Genomic DNA, 17,824 nt, shown 5'->3' with positions numbered 1-17,824 from the left:
TTTCTCGAAGACCCGACTTAGATAAAATGAGAAGAATCTTTACATTAATTGCCTGTTGCTGTGTTTTTAATTCGCATGCGCAGCGTATGGACAGTATTACCACGGTGATCGCACCTGAGTATGACCGAGTGGGGTTACTGCATCGATTTTGGCTTGGAGATAGTTACCGTAAATTATATAATACTCCTGTTAAGATGCGTGTGATGGATCTCGCTACAGAGCGGGGCGGGCTTCAGATTGTTAAGTTGGGTGGTGGCATGCAGACACAGTCACTTCGACTGGTAGATTCTATGGGTAGGGAGTGGGTTCTTAGGTCTATTCAGAAATACCCTGAACGTAGCCTACCGGAAAGCCTTCGAAAGACATTTGCAAAAGATATAGTACAAGATCAGATTTCGATACATCATCCATTTGGTGCATTGACCGTTCCGCCATTTAATAAAGCCTTAGGTATTCCTTCAGCTTCGCCAGAACTGGTTTTTGTAGGAGATGACCCTAGGTTCGGCGAGTATCGTGAGGTATTTAAAAATAGGGCCTATATGTTTGAGGCGCGTACGCCTTTTGAGGATCAAAAAACGGATAATAGCGCAAAAGTCATGCGTAAAGTGTTGGAAGACAATGATACACAAATTGATCAGAAGCTCACACTACGTGCACGATTGTTAGATTTTACGTTGGGCGACTGGGATCGCCATCAAGACAACTGGCGTTGGGACCCTGAAAAAGAAAAAGGTAAAAAGATCTATACGCCTGTCCCTAGAGATAGGGATAAGGTGTATTATAAAACTTCGGGGGTATTTCCAACATTACTTTCCTATCAATGGTTGAAGGCCCATTTGCAACCCTTTAGTCCACATATCCGAAATGTGCCCCATTGGAATTTTAATGCAAGTACTTTTGATCATTTTTTTCTCACGCATCTTACGGTGGACGAGTGGATTGACGAAATACAATTTGTTCAGAAAACATTGACGGATTCGTTGATTCATCAGGCTATGTTAACGATGCCTGATACCATTGTGAAAATGAGCGCGAATGAACTGGAAACAAATATTCGTTCAAGAAGGGACGAACTGATGGAAAGTGGATTAACCTACTACCGATTTCTAGCCCGTGTCGTTGAACTACCATTGTCCGCCAAATCTGAATTTGTAGATGTCGATTACAATAGTGATGGTTCGGTCACTGTCAATATCCATAACAAGAAAAAGGATGGCACCGAAGGGCGAAAATTGCTAAAACGTACTTTTGTACCTGATCAGACCAAAGAAGTTCGCATATATGGTATATCGGGCGTTGATGAATATAACTTCCATGGATCGGGCAAATCGCCCATAAAGTTTCGGATTATTGGTGGTGATGGTCAGGATTTGTACCGTACAACAGACAAATTTGCCAATGGCAGCAAAGTTTATATTTATGATGGTAAAGACCAGGTTCAGGGTACTATCCAGGTTGATGATGCTATTCATCTGAAATTGAGCAAAGACAGTGCTGTCCATACGTTTGACTATGACAATTTTGTCTATGATCGTAAAGGAGTTGTTTTTAATTTGGACTATGGCGTTGACCGCGGACTTATTTTTGGACTGGGGTATATGATCGAAAATCAAGGATTCAGAAAAAAACCTTATGCGTATAGGCATCAGTTTCTTGCCAGTTATTTGACCGGTCGCGAATCATTTATGTTTGATTACAAAGGTAATTATAAGGAACTCATTGCAGGGCATGATCTTTACATTCATCTTTCATCCCTTGGGCCCAAAAACCTGAGCAACTTCTTTGGGTATGGAAATAATACCATTTTTGATAAATCGGATTCAAAGCGCATTTCCTATTACCGAAATCGATTTGATCTTGTGAATGGTGATATTTTTCTAGAAAGATACCTAGCCCCCAAATTCAAGGTTTTCTATGGATCCTCCTCCGAATATTATAATAGTAAAGAATTAAATAATGTTGGACGATACTTTGAAGAGTTTCATGAAAAATATCCTTCGGAGCCTATCTACGGTAGTAATTTTTTTACTGGGGTCACCACTGGTATAGATTACGATACCCGCGATAATATCAGTAATCCAAAATCGGGAGTACATTTTCACACTAGATTGGGGTGGAATGCTGAAATCGGAGGGGAGGGCCGCAACTATACAAAATTACAGCATTCCATGAGTTTTTATAAAACGGTTGCCGACAACTATATTACTTTTGCTAATCGTGTGGGATTTGATGCGGTATGGGGAGATCCCTACTTTTATCAGCACGCACAAATTGGAGGAGAAATGAGCTTAAGAGGGTATAATTCTCGGCGATTTACTGGGAAAACAGCGCTTTATAATAATTTTGACATGCGATTGAAATTATTTAGCTACTCTTCTTATATCGTTCCTGGAACAGTCGGGGCAATTGGTTTCTATGATGTAGGAAGGGTCTGGATGAGTCATGAAAATTCCAATGACTGGCATATGGGATATGGTGGCGGAATTTATTTTATGCCAGGAGATCTATTAACTATTCAAGGAGTAATAGGGTTCAGTAAAGAAGCAACCTTGCCCTATCTCCGAATTGGACTTTCTTTTTAAAGACCTAAAACGAAGCTTTTAAGTATAAAATGAAATCGGAGATCAAAAAAAAATTAGATAGAAATTTTGCTGAGCGTAGATTACGAAATAGCAACATCGATTTATCTGTGCTAAAACACTATAAGAGTTACGCAAAAACTTTTGCCGACATTCATAACGGTATAGTCGTACTGAGTGACCTGACGGCAAACTGGAGTTATACCTATATGGGGACAATTGCAGAACGACTTTACCTTCCTTCATATGACAAGAAGCTGGAAATAAACGGTATTTGGGAAGATTTTCTTCTCGAACGTGTTTACCCCGATGATTTGGCCATTAAGCATGCTTTGGAGCTTCAATTTCTCAACTTGGTCAAAAAAAAGGATCTGGCGGAGCGATTCAATTATCAAGCAAACAGTATACTTCGGGTCGAAGGGAGAGAGGGGCAAATCATCCAGCTGTCCCATCAGATTTTTTACTTGGACACCCCAGGACCGGAATTCCCCCAGCTGGCTTTATGCTGTTATACCTTACTACCAGAAACTGAAACTTCAATCAATCTTCGAAATTATATCCTCAATCAGGTAACAGGCGTAGTCCATCACTTAGATGGCTATGGTGCGAAAACTTCGATTAGTACACGAGAGAAAGAAATTTTAAGCTGCATCAAGGAGGGGATGGTTAGTAAACGAATTGCCGAAAAACTAGGGTTGAGCATTAATACCGTTAACAGGCATCGGCAAAATATACTCCAAAAGCTTCGTGTACGAAATTCATATGAAGCAGTGAGTGTGTTTAACAAGATGCAGCAGGACATACTGACTTAAGATGACGCCCGTCTATGGGGCTGTCTTAGACGGGCGTCGATATTTTTTAGTTTGAATTATTCTCTTTCAGCCATTTGCTTCGACGTTGATCTGCAAGGTGTTTGATCGTAAAATAGTCAAATTTCGCCTGAAAGCCATTGCCGTCTGGTGAAGCTGCCATTAAACCAACCATAACAGGGTGATTATCCTGCAGCCAGGCATTCCTCATCATGATATACTCCTTGTCATCAAAAGAATAGAAAAATTCGACAGCATCTAATCGACGTATTGCTTTGATCCAAATAAAAGGGATTTCCTTATCTATTGGAATAATGCTCCAATCACTCGTTTTATGCGTAACGACCGTACTCAAATTGTATTTTCCATCCACAAATTCTATCCCTGCTTTTATATAGTTTTCATGATCAATGCGCAGCATGAGACCTGCTTGGTCAAAGCGGGTTTGGTAGTTCGCCGAGATCTTTGCCTTGACTTCAAACTCTCCCCCGCGTAGCGTATAGAAAAAGGGGGCGTCGTCTACTGTAAATCCATAATGAGAGATACGCCAATAATCGCTTTTAGGCGTAACGAACATCGAAAGTGAATTGTCTTTGATGTTCCATTCTGTTGGTTCGTTAAACCAAAGCATCTTATCCAATTTTTGTGCGCTGGCCTGTGTCGTAAGCAATGGAAATAATGAAGCTGCTAAAAATGTCTTTATAGTTTTCATGTTTTTGTTTTTGTGATGATATTCATTTTCATCAGCAAAGATATTTAAGCATAGCACAGGTTTTCAATACTGATAAATAACCATGATTTCAATAATTCATCCTATTGTAATTTATTTGCAATTTAATTGCATTTAATGTTTTTGCTACATAGTTGCAATAGTGAAAAATACTATCTTCGCTGAGTTGACTTTTAATCCACTGTAGTACCGAATCGGTATAGCAAACAAGATCGATTTCAATTTTAAACAATATAAGCAACAGCAGTATGGAATTTTGGGAACGTAATTTTATAGAGAAGCAAGAAATGTGGGGGGATGAAGCCGCAAAGTCTACAACGTTTGCAGTAGGCTTTTTTTTGGAACACAACATCAAAAATATACTGATTCCTGGGTTCGGCTACGGTCGCAACGGTCGCCCTTTTTTGGAAAATGGAATAAAAATTACAGGCATTGAGATCTCGAAAACGGCAATAGAACTCGCCCGGAAATCCTTTGGGACAAATACGATAATCCATCATGGTTCGGTTAATGAAATGCCTTTTGATCAGGATATATATGACGGTATATTTTGTTACGGGCTTATTCATCTATTGGATGCTGAAGAACGTAATGCGTTAATCCAGCATTGCTTTGACCAATTAGCTGAAGGAGGTTATATGATTTTTACGACCGTATCAAAGCTAGCGAGTATCTATGGAAAGGGGGAGGCCATAGGCACTGATCGATTTGCAATGTTTGATGGAGTACATATGTTTTTTTACGATATTGATTCCATTCATGCCGAATTCGATCCCTATGGATTAATGGAAATTAGGGAGGTAGAGGAAAATTTTCCATTCTACTTCATCATTTGTCAGAAGAGGATTAATATTTAAATATATATATTTATGAAAGATGATAGAAGCTATGAGGTAATTATCGTTGGGGGAAGTTATGCGGGGCTTTCTGCAGCGATGGCATTGGGACGTTCCTTGCGGAATGTGTTGATTATCGATAGTGGGCTACCTTGTAATCGACAGACGCCGCACTCTCATAATTTCATTACGCATGATGGTGAAAAGCCGCTTAGTATAGCGAAAAAAGCGAGGGAGGAAGTTCTGAACTACCCGAGTGTCAAGTTCCAGAAAGGGCTTGCTGTGAGCGGCATGATGACAGCTACAGGGTATGAAATAACCACCGAAAATGGGGACGTCTTTCAGGCTAAAAAGCTCATTTTTGCGACTGGTGTGGAAGATATTATGCCTAGTATACAAGGATTTTCAGCCTGTTGGGGAATTTCGGTTATCCATTGCCCATATTGTCACGGTTATGAATTCCGAAAAGGAAAAACTGCTATTATGGCCAATGGAGAGCGTGCGCTTCACGTAGCGGGATTGGTCAATAATCTCTCGAACGACTTAACGCTATTGACTTCGGGTAAGGCTAGTTTTGATGTTAAGCAGAAAGCAAAACTGAAGTTACATGGTATTTCGATTATTGAAGAAGAAATAACTAAAATCCAGCATAAGAATGGATGGGTCCAACAGGTACAATTAAAAGACGGTCGTGAACTTGCCTTTGATGCTGTTTATGCTGCCATACCTTTCAGGCAACATTCGCTTATTCCTGCTATGTTAGGTTGCGAATTGACCGATCAGGGACATATAAAAACAGACAATTTCCAGAAAACAACAGTCGCGGGTGTTTTTGCCTGTGGAGATAATTCCAGTATGATGCGTTCTGTAGCGAATGCGGTTGCTGCAGGAAACCTAGCTGGAGCAATGGTTAATAAAGAACTTGTTGATGAGGTTTTTTAGTGGCCATATTGATCTGTTTTCCGGCAGTGGTGACACATTGTTAATTCATCAGGAAGTTTTTACAAAAACTTCCTGATGCGTAAATGCTGTCTTTATTAAATTTTTTTGTCCAAATTTTACTGAAATAATAGCTGCCGATAAGATAAACCGACACCAGGAAGTGATCCTTTATGATGGATAATCGTTTTAAAAGTCGACGGTTCCTACTCTACATTTGTTGAATACGTTCGGTCCGACTAGCCGTTTCCCGTCCCCATTCTGCAATAGATTCTAATAGCGGAATAAGCGTCTTGCCGAATGGTGTAAGTTCGTAATCTACTTTCAAAGGAGCTTTTTCGGTATGTACTGTACGCTTTACTAAACCATCAGCCTCAAGTTCCTTTAATTGTAAGCTTAATGTACGCTCGGTAATTAATGCACATTCTTTTCTTAATTCATTATAACGTTTTTTTTCAATTAGATGAATCAAAATTACTGCTTTCCATTTTCCGCCTATGTATTTCATAGTTAGGCTGGTACTGCATGGGTATTGTTTGTTGTCTATCAAATACATCTGTTACTATCAAGTTTGACCGTTATTGCAAATATATAATACTATATTTAAGTTTGCAACTATAAAATATATAGTTAATTTAATCTTGTATGTTATGGCTTTTTTAGAAACTGCAAAGCAACGTTACACAACGAAAAAGTATAATTCAGAAGCGCTAATTCCGGAGGAGAAAATCGCTGAATTAAAGGAAATAATCCGATTGAGTCCATCTTCCATCAATAGCCAGCCATGGAAATTCTTCTTTGTCTCTTCTGGGGAGATGAAACAAAAACTCGCTGCCGCATCCTATTGGAACGCACAGAAGATAAATGAGGCAAGCCATCTGGTTGTCTTTAGCGCACTTACCGATGTAGATCGCTTTGAAGAGCAGATCGCAAACACGCTTCCAGAGGGATCGATTAATTACTATAAGCAATTTTTGCAGTCGAAAGGGGAGTTCCATGTTCAATCCTGGATGAAGCAACAGGTGTATCTTTCTTTGGGATTTTTCCTTGCAGCCTGTGCTGCAAATCATATTGACGCAACCCCAATGGAAGGAATTGAAAATTCCGTCTACGATGAAATACTGGAACTCGATGGCTATCAGACGCTGTTTGCAGTTGCTATTGGCTATCGACATGTGGAGGATGCAAATCAGCCTGCAATTACCGCAAAATCACGTTTGACAATTGCAGATATAATTGAAGAGTTCTAGGTAAAAAAAGATGAAACCAATAGTGGTTTCATCTTTTTTACATTAGTTTAAACTTATCTTTTTGCACTGTTCGGGGAAAACATAATTTATTTTAAGTGGATTATTGTTGAGCAATTCGTTTTTAATGATTTCAGGGTTGTTACCAGTTGGTTTTCGGTGTGTGACTACTATGCTTAGCCCTTCCAAGTTTTTTAGTCCCGTTTTTTCTTTGAGCTTTACGAGTTCTTCTAGCAGCAAATTGGGGGTTAGGTGACCGAAGAGTAAATTTTCTGGCTGATTATTTGGGAAGGAGACTTCAATCAATATGCTGTTTAATTGTTTATTTTTGATCAGAGGGGTAATCTTATTCCAGAGCTTATCTAGCTGATCGGATTTTTCCACCCGGTCCGCGCCAGTATCGCCGAGGTAAAGGAGGTAGTGATTATCATGGCGGACAAGTGCTGCACTACTTTTATATGGATTTACATGGCTCAGCTCATATGCCGTCAAAGATAATGCTGTATTTGGTACTTGCATTTCCAGCCCCTCCTGTAAACTGTTGTAATGATACTTTCCTAGTATGGGTTTTTGGCCCTGATCCCCAAAATTGATCCAGGTATCCGTGATGAAATAGTGATTTTGTAGAATTTGAAGGACCGGATCAATAGCGAAAATGTTCTTTTTGCTATCGGCAGGAGAATTAATAATAAGACCCGATAGATGATCGAGATGTCCATGGGAAATGAAATATCCCTTTATTTGGTTATGCAAAATTGTTTCGACCGATCCATTTAGACTTTTCAACACAATAGCTTTTCTAATCCCCGTATTTATGGTTCCGGCGTCGAGGCAAAGGAAGGCCGTATCTCTTGGAGTGCCTACTAAATAAGCAGAAAGATTGTCTTCTTGTTCGCCACCATATATTCCCAGCGGGACAAGGTCAAAATGCTGTGCCTGACAGGTCATGGTCACAAGAAATGTAAAAATGGAAAGCGCTAGTTTTTTCATGATTATTAAACTAAAAACCCATCCGTTGTTATAGGATGGGTTCAAATTTACGTTATTTTTTGTTTATTGGTTGAATCGGTAACGTACACCCAGCTGAATTCTCCAGCGTGAAGTTTCATCCACACTGTTCGAGAAAGTGTTGGTTAAAGGAATCTGATTTGTTGCATCTAAATACGGGAATGAGAATGTTGGTTGTCCCTGCGCATTCAATCCTTTGTAATTTAAGATACCGTTCGCTTTGTTGGCAAATTGGGCAACTCCCCAGCTTTTGTTGATCATATTACCGAAATTAAATACATCAAAAGTAATCTGCAATTGATGTTTCTTACCGCTGGTATTTAAAAATACATCTTGCGCGATGCGGATATCCAGTGTTCCGATCATTTTTCCTACCAATGCGTTACGTTCCGCGTATTGGCCTCTGTGCGCGTTCAGGTAATTGTCCTGATTAATGTATCCGTTCAATTGAGACCATAATTGATCAGCTGTCCGAGTGTCTTGCACATTGTCGCCAACAAGTGCAATTTCAGCTTTACTATTTGGAATGTAGATCAAGTCATTACCAGACAAACCATCATTGTTCAGGTCACCGCCATAAGTATAAGAGTAGCGAGGCCCGTCCTGCAGTTGATAAAATAAGGAGAATGTCGTTCCTAAATGATCCAGGTATTCTTTACGGTAAGAGAAGTTGGCAATAAATCTATTTTTAACCAAATAAGTTGAATAAGATAGGTCAGCGCTATTTGGATTACCCGACACATAGCGATCACGCCACATGGATTGAGCAATAGATCCTCCATCGTTCACAGATCTTGAATCTGTATAGGTATAACCGATATTTGCAAAAAATCCACCTTTGAACTCTTTCGACAATGTTCCTGTCAAGGTAAAACTATAACCTTTTGATGTATTGGACATCACAATGGCGTCGGAAATATTCGGATTTTCGGGAGTAGGTTGAGCAGCACCATAAATACGTGGAGTATTGTAACGCATACGGTTATCGGCACCAACTAAAGCTTTACCGTCCGTCGTATTTAGATTGACGTTACGGAAATAGACCGAATTGATATCTTTTGAATACATGGCTTCAAAAGTACCAATAACACCGCCTGGTAATTTTTGGTCAATGGCAAGGTTCGTTCTCCAAAGCTGCATAAATTTGAAGTTATTATCTGTTACCGCCAAGTTATAACTCGAGTTGTTGGCTGCAGTTTGGTGGTTCACATTGCGATAAGCATCTACATCAGGTGTAAATGGGCGGTTTGTAGGATTATTAATAGATTCAGAACCAAACATAACACCATTATTGCCGGCCTGATTAGAAATCCATACTAATGGCGGACGACCCGTAAAGATTCCCGATCCACCACGTACCTGCGTTTGATTTGTTCCATTGACATTCCAATTAAATCCAATTCGTGGCGACCAAAGAATTGCACTCTTTGGATATTTTGATACATCGATCTTTTCACCTTGATCAAAATTCAACTTGGTTACATTATCATTTTTCAGTTCATTGGGGGATGATATGTTAGTCAAATCGGCTCTCAATCCAGCAGTCAATTTAAAATGATCATTTACAGCATAGGTATCCTGTGCATATAGACCAAACATACGTGCTGAAATTTCTGCATAAGGAAATGACCCATCAGGTAAAACAGAATATTGGATTTGGTATTTGGTTGCGTTGGAAACATTATTTTTTGCAGAGTTGTAGAAGTCATCTAAACTGGCAAATGTATAGGCTCCATAATAGTTCGGTGCAAATCCATTGGTGGTTTTGTAATTTTCAAAATTGGCTCCCAAGGTAATCTCATGCTTTCCGGCATAAATATTAAAGTTGTTGGTTGCTTGAAATACCTTCGTCTTTAAGCTATTAAATGCTGTAAATGGTTCGTAACCAAATGCTGTCATGCTACTACCGTCGGGGTTCATGATGTCTACCAAAGGAAATGGTTGGCCACCTTTCGACTCTCTATAGTCGTTCATGACATTGTATCCTACGGTCAATGAATTAGAATATTTGCTACTGATACGCGTACGTAATTCTAAATTCACATTGTCCATGTTGTTGTTTATACCGTAGCCTGCTGAGCTGAAAGGTAGGCCAAGGTTGGACGGTTGCCGATTATTTTTGGGCGCACCACTATTGGACGGTAAGATGTCGCGATAGGAACGAAAGTAGAAATATTTAGCGCTTAAGGTATTTTTTTGATCGATATTGTAATCTAATTTAACGGAAAATTTGTCACTGCGTGTATCCAAAGGATAATCTTGATAAGATCCAGGATTATACCCGATCGATTTAAGGTAGTTGGCTAGCTCATCAAGTTTCTCCGCAGATACGGTTGAAACATTCGGCCCCGTATTTCCTCCGCGTGAAGCTATAAAATTTGTTCCTGGGTCTGTTCTTCGCTCAAGCTCGCCGCTTGCAAAAAAGAATAGCTTGTTTTTGATAATTGGTCCCCCCACGGTAAAACCATAGCCTTTTAAGCTGAAGTTGTTGACTGGTGCTCTTAGTCCGGCCGAATTGTATTTGTTGACTAAATTCTGATTTCTGAAATAATAATTTAACGAACCTTGTACTTCGTTGGTACCACTTCTTGTTACGGCATTGATTGCAGCACCGGTAAAACCATTTTGTCTTACGTCATAAGGAGCAATGTTTACTGAAATCTCCTCAAAGGCATCCATATTGATAGGTTGCGAGTTTGTTTGGCTTCCGATGGTTCCTTGTAGTCCAAACGCGTTGTTAAATAGCGCGCCATCGATGGTAAAGTTATTGGCAAGGTTGCTTCTTCCTGCAAAAGAAGGATTACCGTACTGCATCGAAAATTGAGGGGTCAGTTTGACAAAGTCTGTAAAGCTTCGATTGAGTGTGGGTAGATTTTGAATCGCTGTGCGGGAAATGTTTTGTGCCGCACCTGTTCGGCCGGAGTTGAAGACTTTGCCCTGTCTCGTACCTACAACGACAGCTTCATCCAATACTTGCGATGCGGACTGCATCTGAATATCTAATGTTGAGCTTTGTCCCAAAGCCAGTTTCTCGATCTGCTTGATATTGGGTGAATGCCCAAGATAAGTTACAGTGATTTGATAAGGGCCACCAATTCTCATATTGGGGAGATTATAGCGTCCATCACTTCGCGATGAAGTAACGTACTTTGTCCCAGAAGGTAAATGTATGGCTTCAATTGTCGCCCCATTGATTGGCGAATTTCCCTCTCTGACGGTTCCATTCAGAGCAGAGGTGGTTTCATTTTGCGCATAGGTAAGTGAGGTACCGATTGTGCTTAGCAAAATGCTGGTAATCAAATGTTTTCTCATTTGTTTTGTAGCTGTTTAAATGACTAGGTGATTTTTAAACCGCGATAAAGGTAGGAGAGTAGTATTGATTTTGTGTTAAGTAAATATTATTTAACGGTTTCCACTGTCGTAGGTATAAACCGTTTTTTATTATTGATAATTCAGTCCAATCTTGCTTGCGGCTATTTTTTAATTTTGATTATGTTTACGTTTTTTCTTTTGTTGTTTAGTATATTCAAACCTATCTAACCGGATTGGATTTTATCGTTACTTATGACCATAAATTTTAAAAACATAGATTATTTGAAGTCTGGAAACGACGTGCAGAAAAAAGCCTATCGGTTATTGACTGACTATCAAATTACTACTCTTCTTGATGCTTATGATCCGATTGTAGTTGGTACGATACCGATTCAGCTAGATGTGGGTGGGAGTGATATAGACATTATTCTTTGTGTCGACGATTTTGATGCTCTTGAAGAAATGCTGTCTCTTAATTTTTCGAAACATGCACATTTTCGGTTACAGCGGCCGGCCGATCGTGTAATCATCTGCCGTTTCACGATTGAAGAGCAGCTTTTTGAAATTTATGCAACGGATAAAGCAACTGAAATTCAGAGTGGATACTTACATATGCTTAAAGAGCATGAAATTATTCAATTGAGGGGTGGAGAATTCGCTGAACAGGTCAGACAGCTCAAGAGGAGTGGGATAAAAACTGAGCCTGCATTTTGTCAGCTATTGGGAATTGAAGGCGATGCATATACAGAACTTCTAAAGTATAATCCAGCAGATAACACGATGAACTATGAATGATTTTAATCTATAATAGAATGAATCCCCTAGTTGAACAGTTCAAAAAATATGGCTATCTCAATGAAGCAATTGAGAAAGCGGTAGAAAATAGAACGCGTTATTTCTTTAAGAAAAAGGGCGAGCATTTTTTGAGAGAAGGGCAGCATTTATCCAGCTATTTTGTTTTAAGTACATGATTACTACGAGCTTATTTTTTTAAAAACGGACGTGAAATGAACAGCTGGTTTGGTGAGGAAAACCAGATTTTTGGATCGATTTTACCCGTTTATACTGAAAAACCCTCTTTTGAAAATATTCAGCTTCTTGAAGATTCCGAGATCTATGCTATTTCTGTAGACGATTTAAATGAATTGTATAGAATTTATCCTGAACTAAATCTTATCGGTCGGAAGATTGCCGAGGAGGTTTGTATTATTCTTGAAGAACGGATTATGTCGCTGCATACCGAATCTGCAGTAGAACGATATCAATCGCTCATACGCTTACAGCCAAATTTGTTAAATAGAATTAATCTCGGTCATATTGCATCATATTTGGGGATTACACAAGAAACACTTAGTCGGATCCGGCGATAAGGTACGATTTTGATATAAGTCAAAAAATGCCCCTCATTTAGCGATTATCTTTGCTGTAGAAATTTAAACTATTGAAAATGAATTGGATTGCATTGATCATCGCTGGCATTTTTGAAATTGGCTGGCCGCTCGGATTAAAAATGGCTCAACAGCCAGATTCAAATAAATTGGGTTGGATCATATTGGCTATTGTTTCTATGAGCATTAGTGGAGGATTATTGTTTTACGCTCAAAAGGCAATTCCTATCGGTACAGCTTATGCCGTATGGACAGGTTTGGGAGCTGTGGGAACATTGATTGTTGGAATCTTTTTTTTCGGAGATTCTGCCAATATATTTAGGCTCCTTTCAGCAACATTGATCGTCGCTGGAATTATCGGTTTAAAAATATTCTAAAAAGCCACAGGAAATGCTATTTATGTTAGGGAAGATTTAAATAAATTATAAAGGTGAGCTCAATTTGCTTGACTAGAATGTTCAAAGTCGTTTGAAACGCACTTTTTTAATCAAAACTCCTTATAAAAGAGTAGGTTGGGATGATTTTTGCTTGATAATCAAATTATGAGGCAAGAACTAGCAGAAAAAATAGAATTGTATAGTAAAAGGTACGGCCTATTTATGCGGCCGGAGTATGTTAGCTTTGCTCGGGACACGACAAGACTTTTGCTTCGCAATGAATGTCTCCGTGAAGGTGATATAAAAGCGTACCAAGACTATATTGCTTCGCATTATCCGGAAGATCTTCCCTGGGAAATGAAACAATATCAGGAAACGACCAAAGCATTGGAACGAATGAGTAAGGAAATGGCAATTGCTTGGGTGAATACGCATCAAATCAATATTTTCGAATCCGATATTTTTATCGATGATGAAGATTCAATTTTGCGCCCTATTCAGTCAAAGGATGAAGATATGTTTCGCTATAATTTTAATGCGTTGGAAGAACTCATCTACAATCACCAAAGACCAGAAGATCTATTTCGGCGGAATAGGGATTGTTTTTGGATAGATACAAGAATTGAATGGCGGTAGTAATACTTCTTGCGATATTTTTTATAATCGAGACGCTAAAACAATTTTTTGTTTTAGCGTCCAAGTCCTTCGCATATCTGAAGGACTTTTTTTATAAAAGCTTTATTTTTAGATTTCTAAACGATACGCCTCTCGACCAATCCTGCAGTGCTAATTTCCCATTGATATGCTTACCAAACTCCGGATAATCTTTGAAATTACTATGCTTTACTAAATCTTTCCATTTAGCTGAATTAAAATCCATTTCAGCGGTGATTTTTCCATTTAGGAAGAATGTAATTTTTCCATCTTTCTGAACGATACTGGATTCATTCCAATCATCTTGCGTTTTAATGTTGACAAAGTTTTGTTGCGGTAGAAATGTATAAAGACAGCCCGAACGCTTTAGCGGTTTATCAAAATCAGGATGGGAATCTGCCAACAGTTGGTACTCCGGTCCAGAATGGTAGGTCGCATTAATATCGGGTCTTTCCTGTACGTTGACAAAAACGCCACTATTTCCCTCTTTTTCCAGCTTCCATTCAAACTTAAACTCATAATTTTTATACTCTTTGTCCGATACCAAGTCGTATTTTTGGCTTTCACTGTTTGGGTCACAGTAAATTGTTCCATTTTTTACAATCCAGGCCGTAGGCGCATTTTTGCTATTATTGTACGTATGCCAATTGTTGAGCGTGTTACCATCAAATAAAAGTTGCCAGCCATTACGTTGCTCTTCTTCTGTCAATGTATTGGGACTGCTTTTTTCATTTTGACAGGAGAGTAAAATACAGCCCAGAAAGACCCATAAGGTGATTTTTTTGAAAAGGTTTAAGTTTATCATTGTTTTTATTTTTATAAGTGTCTTTTTAATACGTTTTCCCAACCAATATGTATTCCCTAAAATAATTTTTAATGTGAACTTTTGGAGACAATTTCATATTCCTTTGCAAATTTGTTACATAGTGCTTCTGCTAATACTTATCCCGAGGTTCACATATTCTCCCATTCATTCATGAATTTTTAAAATGTGCTGGCCCATCATTTTAAAAGATAAATCGGCTCAAGCCGTCTATACTTTTTTGGTCACCTTTCAAGCATAGATGACAAGGTACACATTATAATGATTTGATCACATTTTCAGCATAGTCATTCTCATTTTGATAAAATAACCTTATCAAAATGATAGGATTCTCCAATTCTATTTTGTCACTTATTTTTTTATATCATCTGATTAATAGCGTTTTATGATGTTTTTCGGTACAGTGGAACAGGATTTGGCTTATGGGGACAAATGAATGTAAATATGAAAACAGGACGGAAAAGAAAAGTATGTGGTAAGAGTCCGCCGAGGGGGACGATCGGCAAAGCTACTAGCATTAAATTCAAGTTTAAAAAATGAAATCGCAAGTCACTAATAAAGTTTAACAATGGTAATAACAATCATACTCATCATAACTGGACTATTTTTCTTCTGGTTATTCTATAAAATGGTCGACTTTTTCGGCAAAATATAAAATAAATAATATGAAAGAGAAGCAAGAAAATAAAGGCAGAGGTTCCGCTCATAATGTGTCGGGCGACCGTATAGCGAAGGTCATCGTAGTGGTATTGATTATTGCAATGATTTTTCAACTCTATATCGGGTAGATTTTGATACATAGTTTTACGAACAACATGAAAAAATTAAATCAATACGGTGCAGGTCTGTATATGGCGCTCCATTACAAAGAAATCCGATCAGAGATTAGTTTCCTATTACGGAAGCACAATTTTGCAGGAGCTTTACAGGCTGTTATTAATCATCTTCGGAGCTTAATAGTACTGCAAAGCACGGACAAAATCTGCCAGCATATTCATTTTCTCGGAATGATTTATGGACGAGGAAACAATTATGTAAAATACATTTTGGAAAATCTTTTTGTTAGATCTTTAGGAGGTCTTCGACGTATAAGTTCGGTCAATGCATGGGCAGAAATCGAAGCCCAGCTACCAACACCATTTTTAGAGGTCCTCAAAGGACAACAAATCCATAACCTTCTAAAATCAAAGTAAATGACAGCTTTATTTATTGTAGCACTACTGGTTTTTACATACATCTGTTATGTACTCTTAAGGCCAGAAAAATTTTAATAACAAGATTACTCATTCGTCATTGTCAGCGATGAAACTGCGCTTTCAGTCAGTCCTTTTGGCATTACGAAGTCAAAAGAAGGGCTTAAAGTTAGCTGACGATTGATCATGATACACTTTTTATACAAATCAATTAAAGAAATGAATACAGAGATTCTTGGAATCATAGTGATGTTCATCGTAACATTACTACTCGGACTTCCCCTCGGGAAATATATAGCTAAGGTATATGGTAACGAAAAGACCTGGTTAGATCCATTGTTTCAACCATTGGAACGTTTTTTTTATCGAGTGACAGGAATTAATCCCAATGTTCAGATGACTTGGCAACAGCACCTCGTTGCTCTTCTGACAATTAATCTAGTGTGGTTCCTGTTGAGTATGGCTATCCTGATGAATATGGGAAGTTTGCCTTTAAATCCAGATGGAAATCCTGGAATGACTGCTGATTTGGCTTTTAATACCAGTATATCCTTTTTGGTTAACTGTAATCTCCAACACTATTCTGGGGAGTCGGGCGTGAGTTATCTAGGACAAATTTGGCTCATGTTTCTCCAATTCGTGACTGCAGGCGTGGGAATGGCTGCTGCAGTGGTTATTTTTAAAGCTTTTAGGGATAAAACAACAACGCAATTGGGCAATTTTTACGATTTCTTTGTGAAATCTTGCACCCGCATTTTACTCCCTATCTCGGTCCTGGTTGCTGCCATTTTCGTGTTCCAAGGCATGCCGATGACATTCGAAGGTAAGGACAGTATGATTACAGTTACTGGAGATACCGTACAGGTAAGTCGAGGACCAGTAGCTGCCTTTGTTCCAATTAAACATCTGGGAACAAATGGAGGTGGTTTTTTTGGTGCGAACAGTGCGCATCCATTCGAAACTCCCAATTATTTGACCAACATGGTGGAAATGATTGCCCAGTTTATTATCCCGATGGCGATGATATTTGCATTCGGCTTTTTTATTCGCAAGCGTAAATTTTCATGGATGATGTTTGGCGTGATGACCATTGGGTTTATCATCCTGACGATTCCAAATATAAAAATGGAAATGGCTGGAAATCCAGCGATCGCACAGATGGGTATTGATACGTCTATGGGGGCTATGGAGGGAAAGGAAGTACGTATTGGTGCCGCAGCATCCGGCTTTTGGAGTATTGTCACAACGATGATTTCGACGGGATCAGTCAATTCTATGCATGATAGTTACATGCCCTTATCTGGTATGAACGAACTGATAGCCATGATGGTGAATGCCTTTTATGGCGGTGTGGGCGCGGGGATACTCAATTTCTTCATTTTTATTATACTCGCCGTTTTCATTAGTGGCTTGATGGTGGGGCGCACACCAGAGTTTATGGGTAAGAAAGTTGAAGCGCGCGAAATGAAAATCGCCATGATTGTTGCTCTTGCCCATCCTTTTCTAATCCTTGTCGGTACAGCACTTGCGACAGCATTTCCAGCCCAAGGTGCTTCTACATTGAATAACCCTGGATTCCATGGTTTTAGTGAAATATTGTACGAATATACTTCATCCGCAGCCAACAATGGTAGTGGTTTTGAAGGTCTTGGAGATAATACCATTTGGTGGAACATTTCGACAGGTATCGTATTGTTACTCGGCCGATTTATACCGATTATAGGCCCAATTGCTATTGCTGGGTTATTGGCTGAGAAGAAATTTATACCTGAAGGCGAGGGAACGCTAAAAACTGATACAAGTACATTCGGTTTAATGGTATTCGCTGTGATCGCGATTATTGCAGCACTCTCTTTCTTCCCTGCGTTGGCACTGGGTCCAATTGCGGAATATTTTTCCATGTAATACGTAAAAATTAAAGAATTCTAA

Annotated in this window: 19 protein-coding genes; 14 read left to right on the top strand and 5 right to left on the bottom strand. The window is 39.0% G+C overall.

Features of this window, described 5'->3' with window-relative positions:
• Nucleotides 1-26 precede the first annotated feature (26 nt).
• Together B3297_RS18660 and B3297_RS18655 are read left to right on the top strand one after the other, a co-directional pair.
• Complete coding sequence (locus tag B3297_RS18660) at nucleotides 27-2,582, top strand: BamA/TamA family outer membrane protein (protein ID WP_070565467.1); 2,556 nt, start codon at nucleotides 27-29, stop codon at nucleotides 2,580-2,582.
• A gap of 29 nt (nucleotides 2,583-2,611) precedes the next feature.
• Nucleotides 2,612-3,391, top strand: a complete 780-nt coding sequence (locus B3297_RS18655; protein WP_083295908.1) for a helix-turn-helix domain-containing protein — start codon at nucleotides 2,612-2,614, stop codon at nucleotides 3,389-3,391.
• 46 nt (nucleotides 3,392-3,437) lie between these two features.
• Here the strand turns inward: B3297_RS18655 and B3297_RS18650 are convergent, their stop codons facing one another.
• Nucleotides 3,438-4,100 carry a DUF1349 domain-containing protein gene (locus B3297_RS18650; protein ID WP_070565465.1) on the bottom strand — a complete coding sequence of 221 codons (663 nt, stop codon included), beginning with the start codon at nucleotides 4,098-4,100 and terminating at the stop codon, nucleotides 3,438-3,440.
• A 266-nt stretch (nucleotides 4,101-4,366) separates the two neighbouring features.
• Here B3297_RS18650 and B3297_RS18645 point away from each other — a divergent pair, with 266 nt between their 5' ends.
• Nucleotides 4,367-4,975 (top strand): class I SAM-dependent methyltransferase, encoded by a 609-nt coding sequence (locus B3297_RS18645; RefSeq protein WP_070565463.1) that lies wholly within the window; start codon nucleotides 4,367-4,369, stop codon nucleotides 4,973-4,975.
• 12 nt (nucleotides 4,976-4,987) lie between these two features.
• Complete coding sequence (locus B3297_RS18640) at nucleotides 4,988-5,896, top strand: NAD(P)/FAD-dependent oxidoreductase (RefSeq protein ID WP_070565461.1); 909 nt, start codon at nucleotides 4,988-4,990, stop codon at nucleotides 5,894-5,896.
• 208 nt (nucleotides 5,897-6,104) lie between these two features.
• Here B3297_RS18640 and B3297_RS18635 read toward each other — a convergent pair whose 3' ends face one another.
• The gene (locus tag B3297_RS18635; protein ID WP_201303552.1) at nucleotides 6,105-6,401 is read right to left on the bottom strand and encodes a winged helix-turn-helix transcriptional regulator; all 297 of its coding nucleotides are present in this window, start codon (nucleotides 6,399-6,401) and stop codon (nucleotides 6,105-6,107) included.
• 142 nt (nucleotides 6,402-6,543) lie between these two features.
• Between B3297_RS18635 and B3297_RS18630 the strand changes: the two genes are divergently transcribed.
• Nucleotides 6,544-7,143, top strand: a complete 600-nt coding sequence (locus B3297_RS18630) for a nitroreductase family protein (RefSeq protein WP_070565457.1) — start codon at nucleotides 6,544-6,546, stop codon at nucleotides 7,141-7,143.
• 42 nt (nucleotides 7,144-7,185) lie between these two features.
• On the opposite strand, the gene B3297_RS18625 is transcribed toward B3297_RS18630, so the two are convergent.
• Both B3297_RS18625 and B3297_RS18620 read right to left on the bottom strand, forming a co-directional pair.
• Nucleotides 7,186-8,130 (bottom strand): MBL fold metallo-hydrolase, encoded by a 945-nt coding sequence (locus B3297_RS18625; RefSeq protein ID WP_286779233.1) that lies wholly within the window; start codon nucleotides 8,128-8,130, stop codon nucleotides 7,186-7,188.
• Nucleotides 8,131-8,193: 63 nt separating this feature from the next.
• Nucleotides 8,194-11,460, bottom strand: a complete 3,267-nt coding sequence (locus B3297_RS18620; protein WP_286779232.1) for a TonB-dependent receptor — start codon at nucleotides 11,458-11,460, stop codon at nucleotides 8,194-8,196.
• A gap of 282 nt (nucleotides 11,461-11,742) precedes the next feature.
• On the opposite strand from B3297_RS18620, the gene B3297_RS18615 reads away from it, so the two are divergent.
• From B3297_RS18615 to B3297_RS18595, 5 genes are all read left to right on the top strand, one after another.
• A complete protein-coding gene (locus B3297_RS18615) occupies nucleotides 11,743-12,255 on the top strand; it encodes a DUF4269 domain-containing protein (protein ID WP_286779231.1) in 513 nt (170 codons plus the stop codon).
• A gap of 17 nt (nucleotides 12,256-12,272) precedes the next feature.
• Nucleotides 12,273-12,431, top strand: coding sequence for a hypothetical protein (locus B3297_RS18610; protein WP_286779230.1), 159 nt, complete (start codon nucleotides 12,273-12,275; stop codon nucleotides 12,429-12,431).
• Nucleotides 12,432-12,467: 36 nt separating this feature from the next.
• Nucleotides 12,468-12,830 carry a Crp/Fnr family transcriptional regulator gene (locus B3297_RS18605; RefSeq protein ID WP_286779229.1) on the top strand — a complete coding sequence of 121 codons (363 nt, stop codon included), beginning with the start codon at nucleotides 12,468-12,470 and terminating at the stop codon, nucleotides 12,828-12,830.
• 77 nt (nucleotides 12,831-12,907) lie between these two features.
• A complete protein-coding gene (locus B3297_RS18600; protein ID WP_046674567.1) occupies nucleotides 12,908-13,225 on the top strand; it encodes a DMT family transporter in 318 nt (105 codons plus the stop codon).
• 165 nt (nucleotides 13,226-13,390) lie between these two features.
• A complete protein-coding gene (locus tag B3297_RS18595; RefSeq protein ID WP_070565447.1) occupies nucleotides 13,391-13,861 on the top strand; it encodes a hypothetical protein in 471 nt (156 codons plus the stop codon).
• Between the two features lie 91 nt (nucleotides 13,862-13,952).
• Here B3297_RS18595 and B3297_RS18590 read toward each other — a convergent pair whose 3' ends face one another.
• Nucleotides 13,953-14,684: a 3-keto-disaccharide hydrolase gene (locus B3297_RS18590; RefSeq protein WP_070565677.1), complete on the bottom strand. Its 732-nt coding sequence runs from the start codon at nucleotides 14,682-14,684 to the stop codon at nucleotides 13,953-13,955.
• 683 nt (nucleotides 14,685-15,367) lie between these two features.
• Between B3297_RS18590 and B3297_RS18585 the strand changes: the two genes are divergently transcribed.
• The 4 genes from B3297_RS18585 to kdpA all read left to right on the top strand — a co-directional run bounded on the left by B3297_RS18585 (nucleotide 15,368) and on the right by kdpA (nucleotide 17,800).
• Entirely contained in the window at nucleotides 15,368-15,490 is a 123-nt protein-coding gene (locus tag B3297_RS18585) for a hypothetical protein (protein WP_256604641.1), read from the top strand.
• A gap of 27 nt (nucleotides 15,491-15,517) precedes the next feature.
• On the top strand, nucleotides 15,518-15,895 hold the full coding sequence (locus B3297_RS18580) for a DUF7674 family protein (protein WP_070565445.1): 378 nt from the start codon (nucleotides 15,518-15,520) through the stop codon (nucleotides 15,893-15,895).
• Nucleotides 15,896-15,973 carry a potassium-transporting ATPase subunit F gene (locus B3297_RS24890; RefSeq protein WP_084823209.1) on the top strand — a complete coding sequence of 26 codons (78 nt, stop codon included), beginning with the start codon at nucleotides 15,896-15,898 and terminating at the stop codon, nucleotides 15,971-15,973.
• Nucleotides 15,974-16,114: 141 nt separating this feature from the next.
• A complete protein-coding gene (kdpA, locus tag B3297_RS18575; protein WP_070565443.1) occupies nucleotides 16,115-17,800 on the top strand; it encodes a potassium-transporting ATPase subunit KdpA in 1,686 nt (561 codons plus the stop codon).
• The last annotated feature ends 24 nt before the right edge of the window (nucleotides 17,801-17,824 follow it).

Origin of the sequence: Sphingobacterium sp. UBA3519 (assembly GCF_002377215.1) — a bacterium.
In the GTDB taxonomy this organism is placed as follows: Bacteria; Bacteroidota; Bacteroidia; order Sphingobacteriales; family Sphingobacteriaceae; genus Sphingobacterium; species Sphingobacterium multivorum.
The sequence above is the reverse complement of the archived record's forward strand: the minus strand, read 5'-3'. Positions and strand labels throughout refer to the sequence as shown.

What these genes read in the sequence shown, in the direction of transcription:
- B3297_RS18660 (WP_070565467.1), top strand. Translation starts at nt 27, where the DNA reads ATGAGAAGAATCTTTACATTAATTGCCTGTTGCTGTGTTTTTAATTCG.
- B3297_RS18655 (WP_083295908.1), top strand. Translation starts at nt 2,612, where the DNA reads ATGAAATCGGAGATCAAAAAAAAATTAGATAGAAATTTTGCTGAGCGT.
- B3297_RS18650 (WP_070565465.1), bottom strand. Translation starts at nt 4,100, where the DNA reads ATGAAAACTATAAAGACATTTTTAGCAGCTTCATTATTTCCATTGCTT.
- B3297_RS18645 (WP_070565463.1), top strand. Translation starts at nt 4,367, where the DNA reads ATGGAATTTTGGGAACGTAATTTTATAGAGAAGCAAGAAATGTGGGGG.
- B3297_RS18640 (WP_070565461.1), top strand. Translation starts at nt 4,988, where the DNA reads ATGAAAGATGATAGAAGCTATGAGGTAATTATCGTTGGGGGAAGTTAT.
- B3297_RS18635 (WP_201303552.1), bottom strand. Translation starts at nt 6,401, where the DNA reads ATGAAATACATAGGCGGAAAATGGAAAGCAGTAATTTTGATTCATCTA.
- B3297_RS18630 (WP_070565457.1), top strand. Translation starts at nt 6,544, where the DNA reads ATGGCTTTTTTAGAAACTGCAAAGCAACGTTACACAACGAAAAAGTAT.
- B3297_RS18625 (WP_286779233.1), bottom strand. Translation starts at nt 8,130, where the DNA reads ATGAAAAAACTAGCGCTTTCCATTTTTACATTTCTTGTGACCATGACC.
- B3297_RS18620 (WP_286779232.1), bottom strand. Translation starts at nt 11,460, where the DNA reads ATGAGAAAACATTTGATTACCAGCATTTTGCTAAGCACAATCGGTACC.
- B3297_RS18610 (WP_286779230.1), top strand. Translation starts at nt 12,273, where the DNA reads ATGAATCCCCTAGTTGAACAGTTCAAAAAATATGGCTATCTCAATGAA.
- B3297_RS18605 (WP_286779229.1), top strand. Translation starts at nt 12,468, where the DNA reads ATGAACAGCTGGTTTGGTGAGGAAAACCAGATTTTTGGATCGATTTTA.
- B3297_RS18600 (WP_046674567.1), top strand. Translation starts at nt 12,908, where the DNA reads ATGAATTGGATTGCATTGATCATCGCTGGCATTTTTGAAATTGGCTGG.
- B3297_RS18595 (WP_070565447.1), top strand. Translation starts at nt 13,391, where the DNA reads ATGAGGCAAGAACTAGCAGAAAAAATAGAATTGTATAGTAAAAGGTAC.
- B3297_RS18590 (WP_070565677.1), bottom strand. Translation starts at nt 14,684, where the DNA reads ATGATAAACTTAAACCTTTTCAAAAAAATCACCTTATGGGTCTTTCTG.
- B3297_RS18585 (WP_256604641.1), top strand. Translation starts at nt 15,368, where the DNA reads ATGAAAGAGAAGCAAGAAAATAAAGGCAGAGGTTCCGCTCATAATGTG.
- B3297_RS18580 (WP_070565445.1), top strand. Translation starts at nt 15,518, where the DNA reads ATGAAAAAATTAAATCAATACGGTGCAGGTCTGTATATGGCGCTCCAT.
- B3297_RS24890 (WP_084823209.1), top strand. Translation starts at nt 15,896, where the DNA reads ATGACAGCTTTATTTATTGTAGCACTACTGGTTTTTACATACATCTGT.
- kdpA (WP_070565443.1), top strand. Translation starts at nt 16,115, where the DNA reads ATGAATACAGAGATTCTTGGAATCATAGTGATGTTCATCGTAACATTA.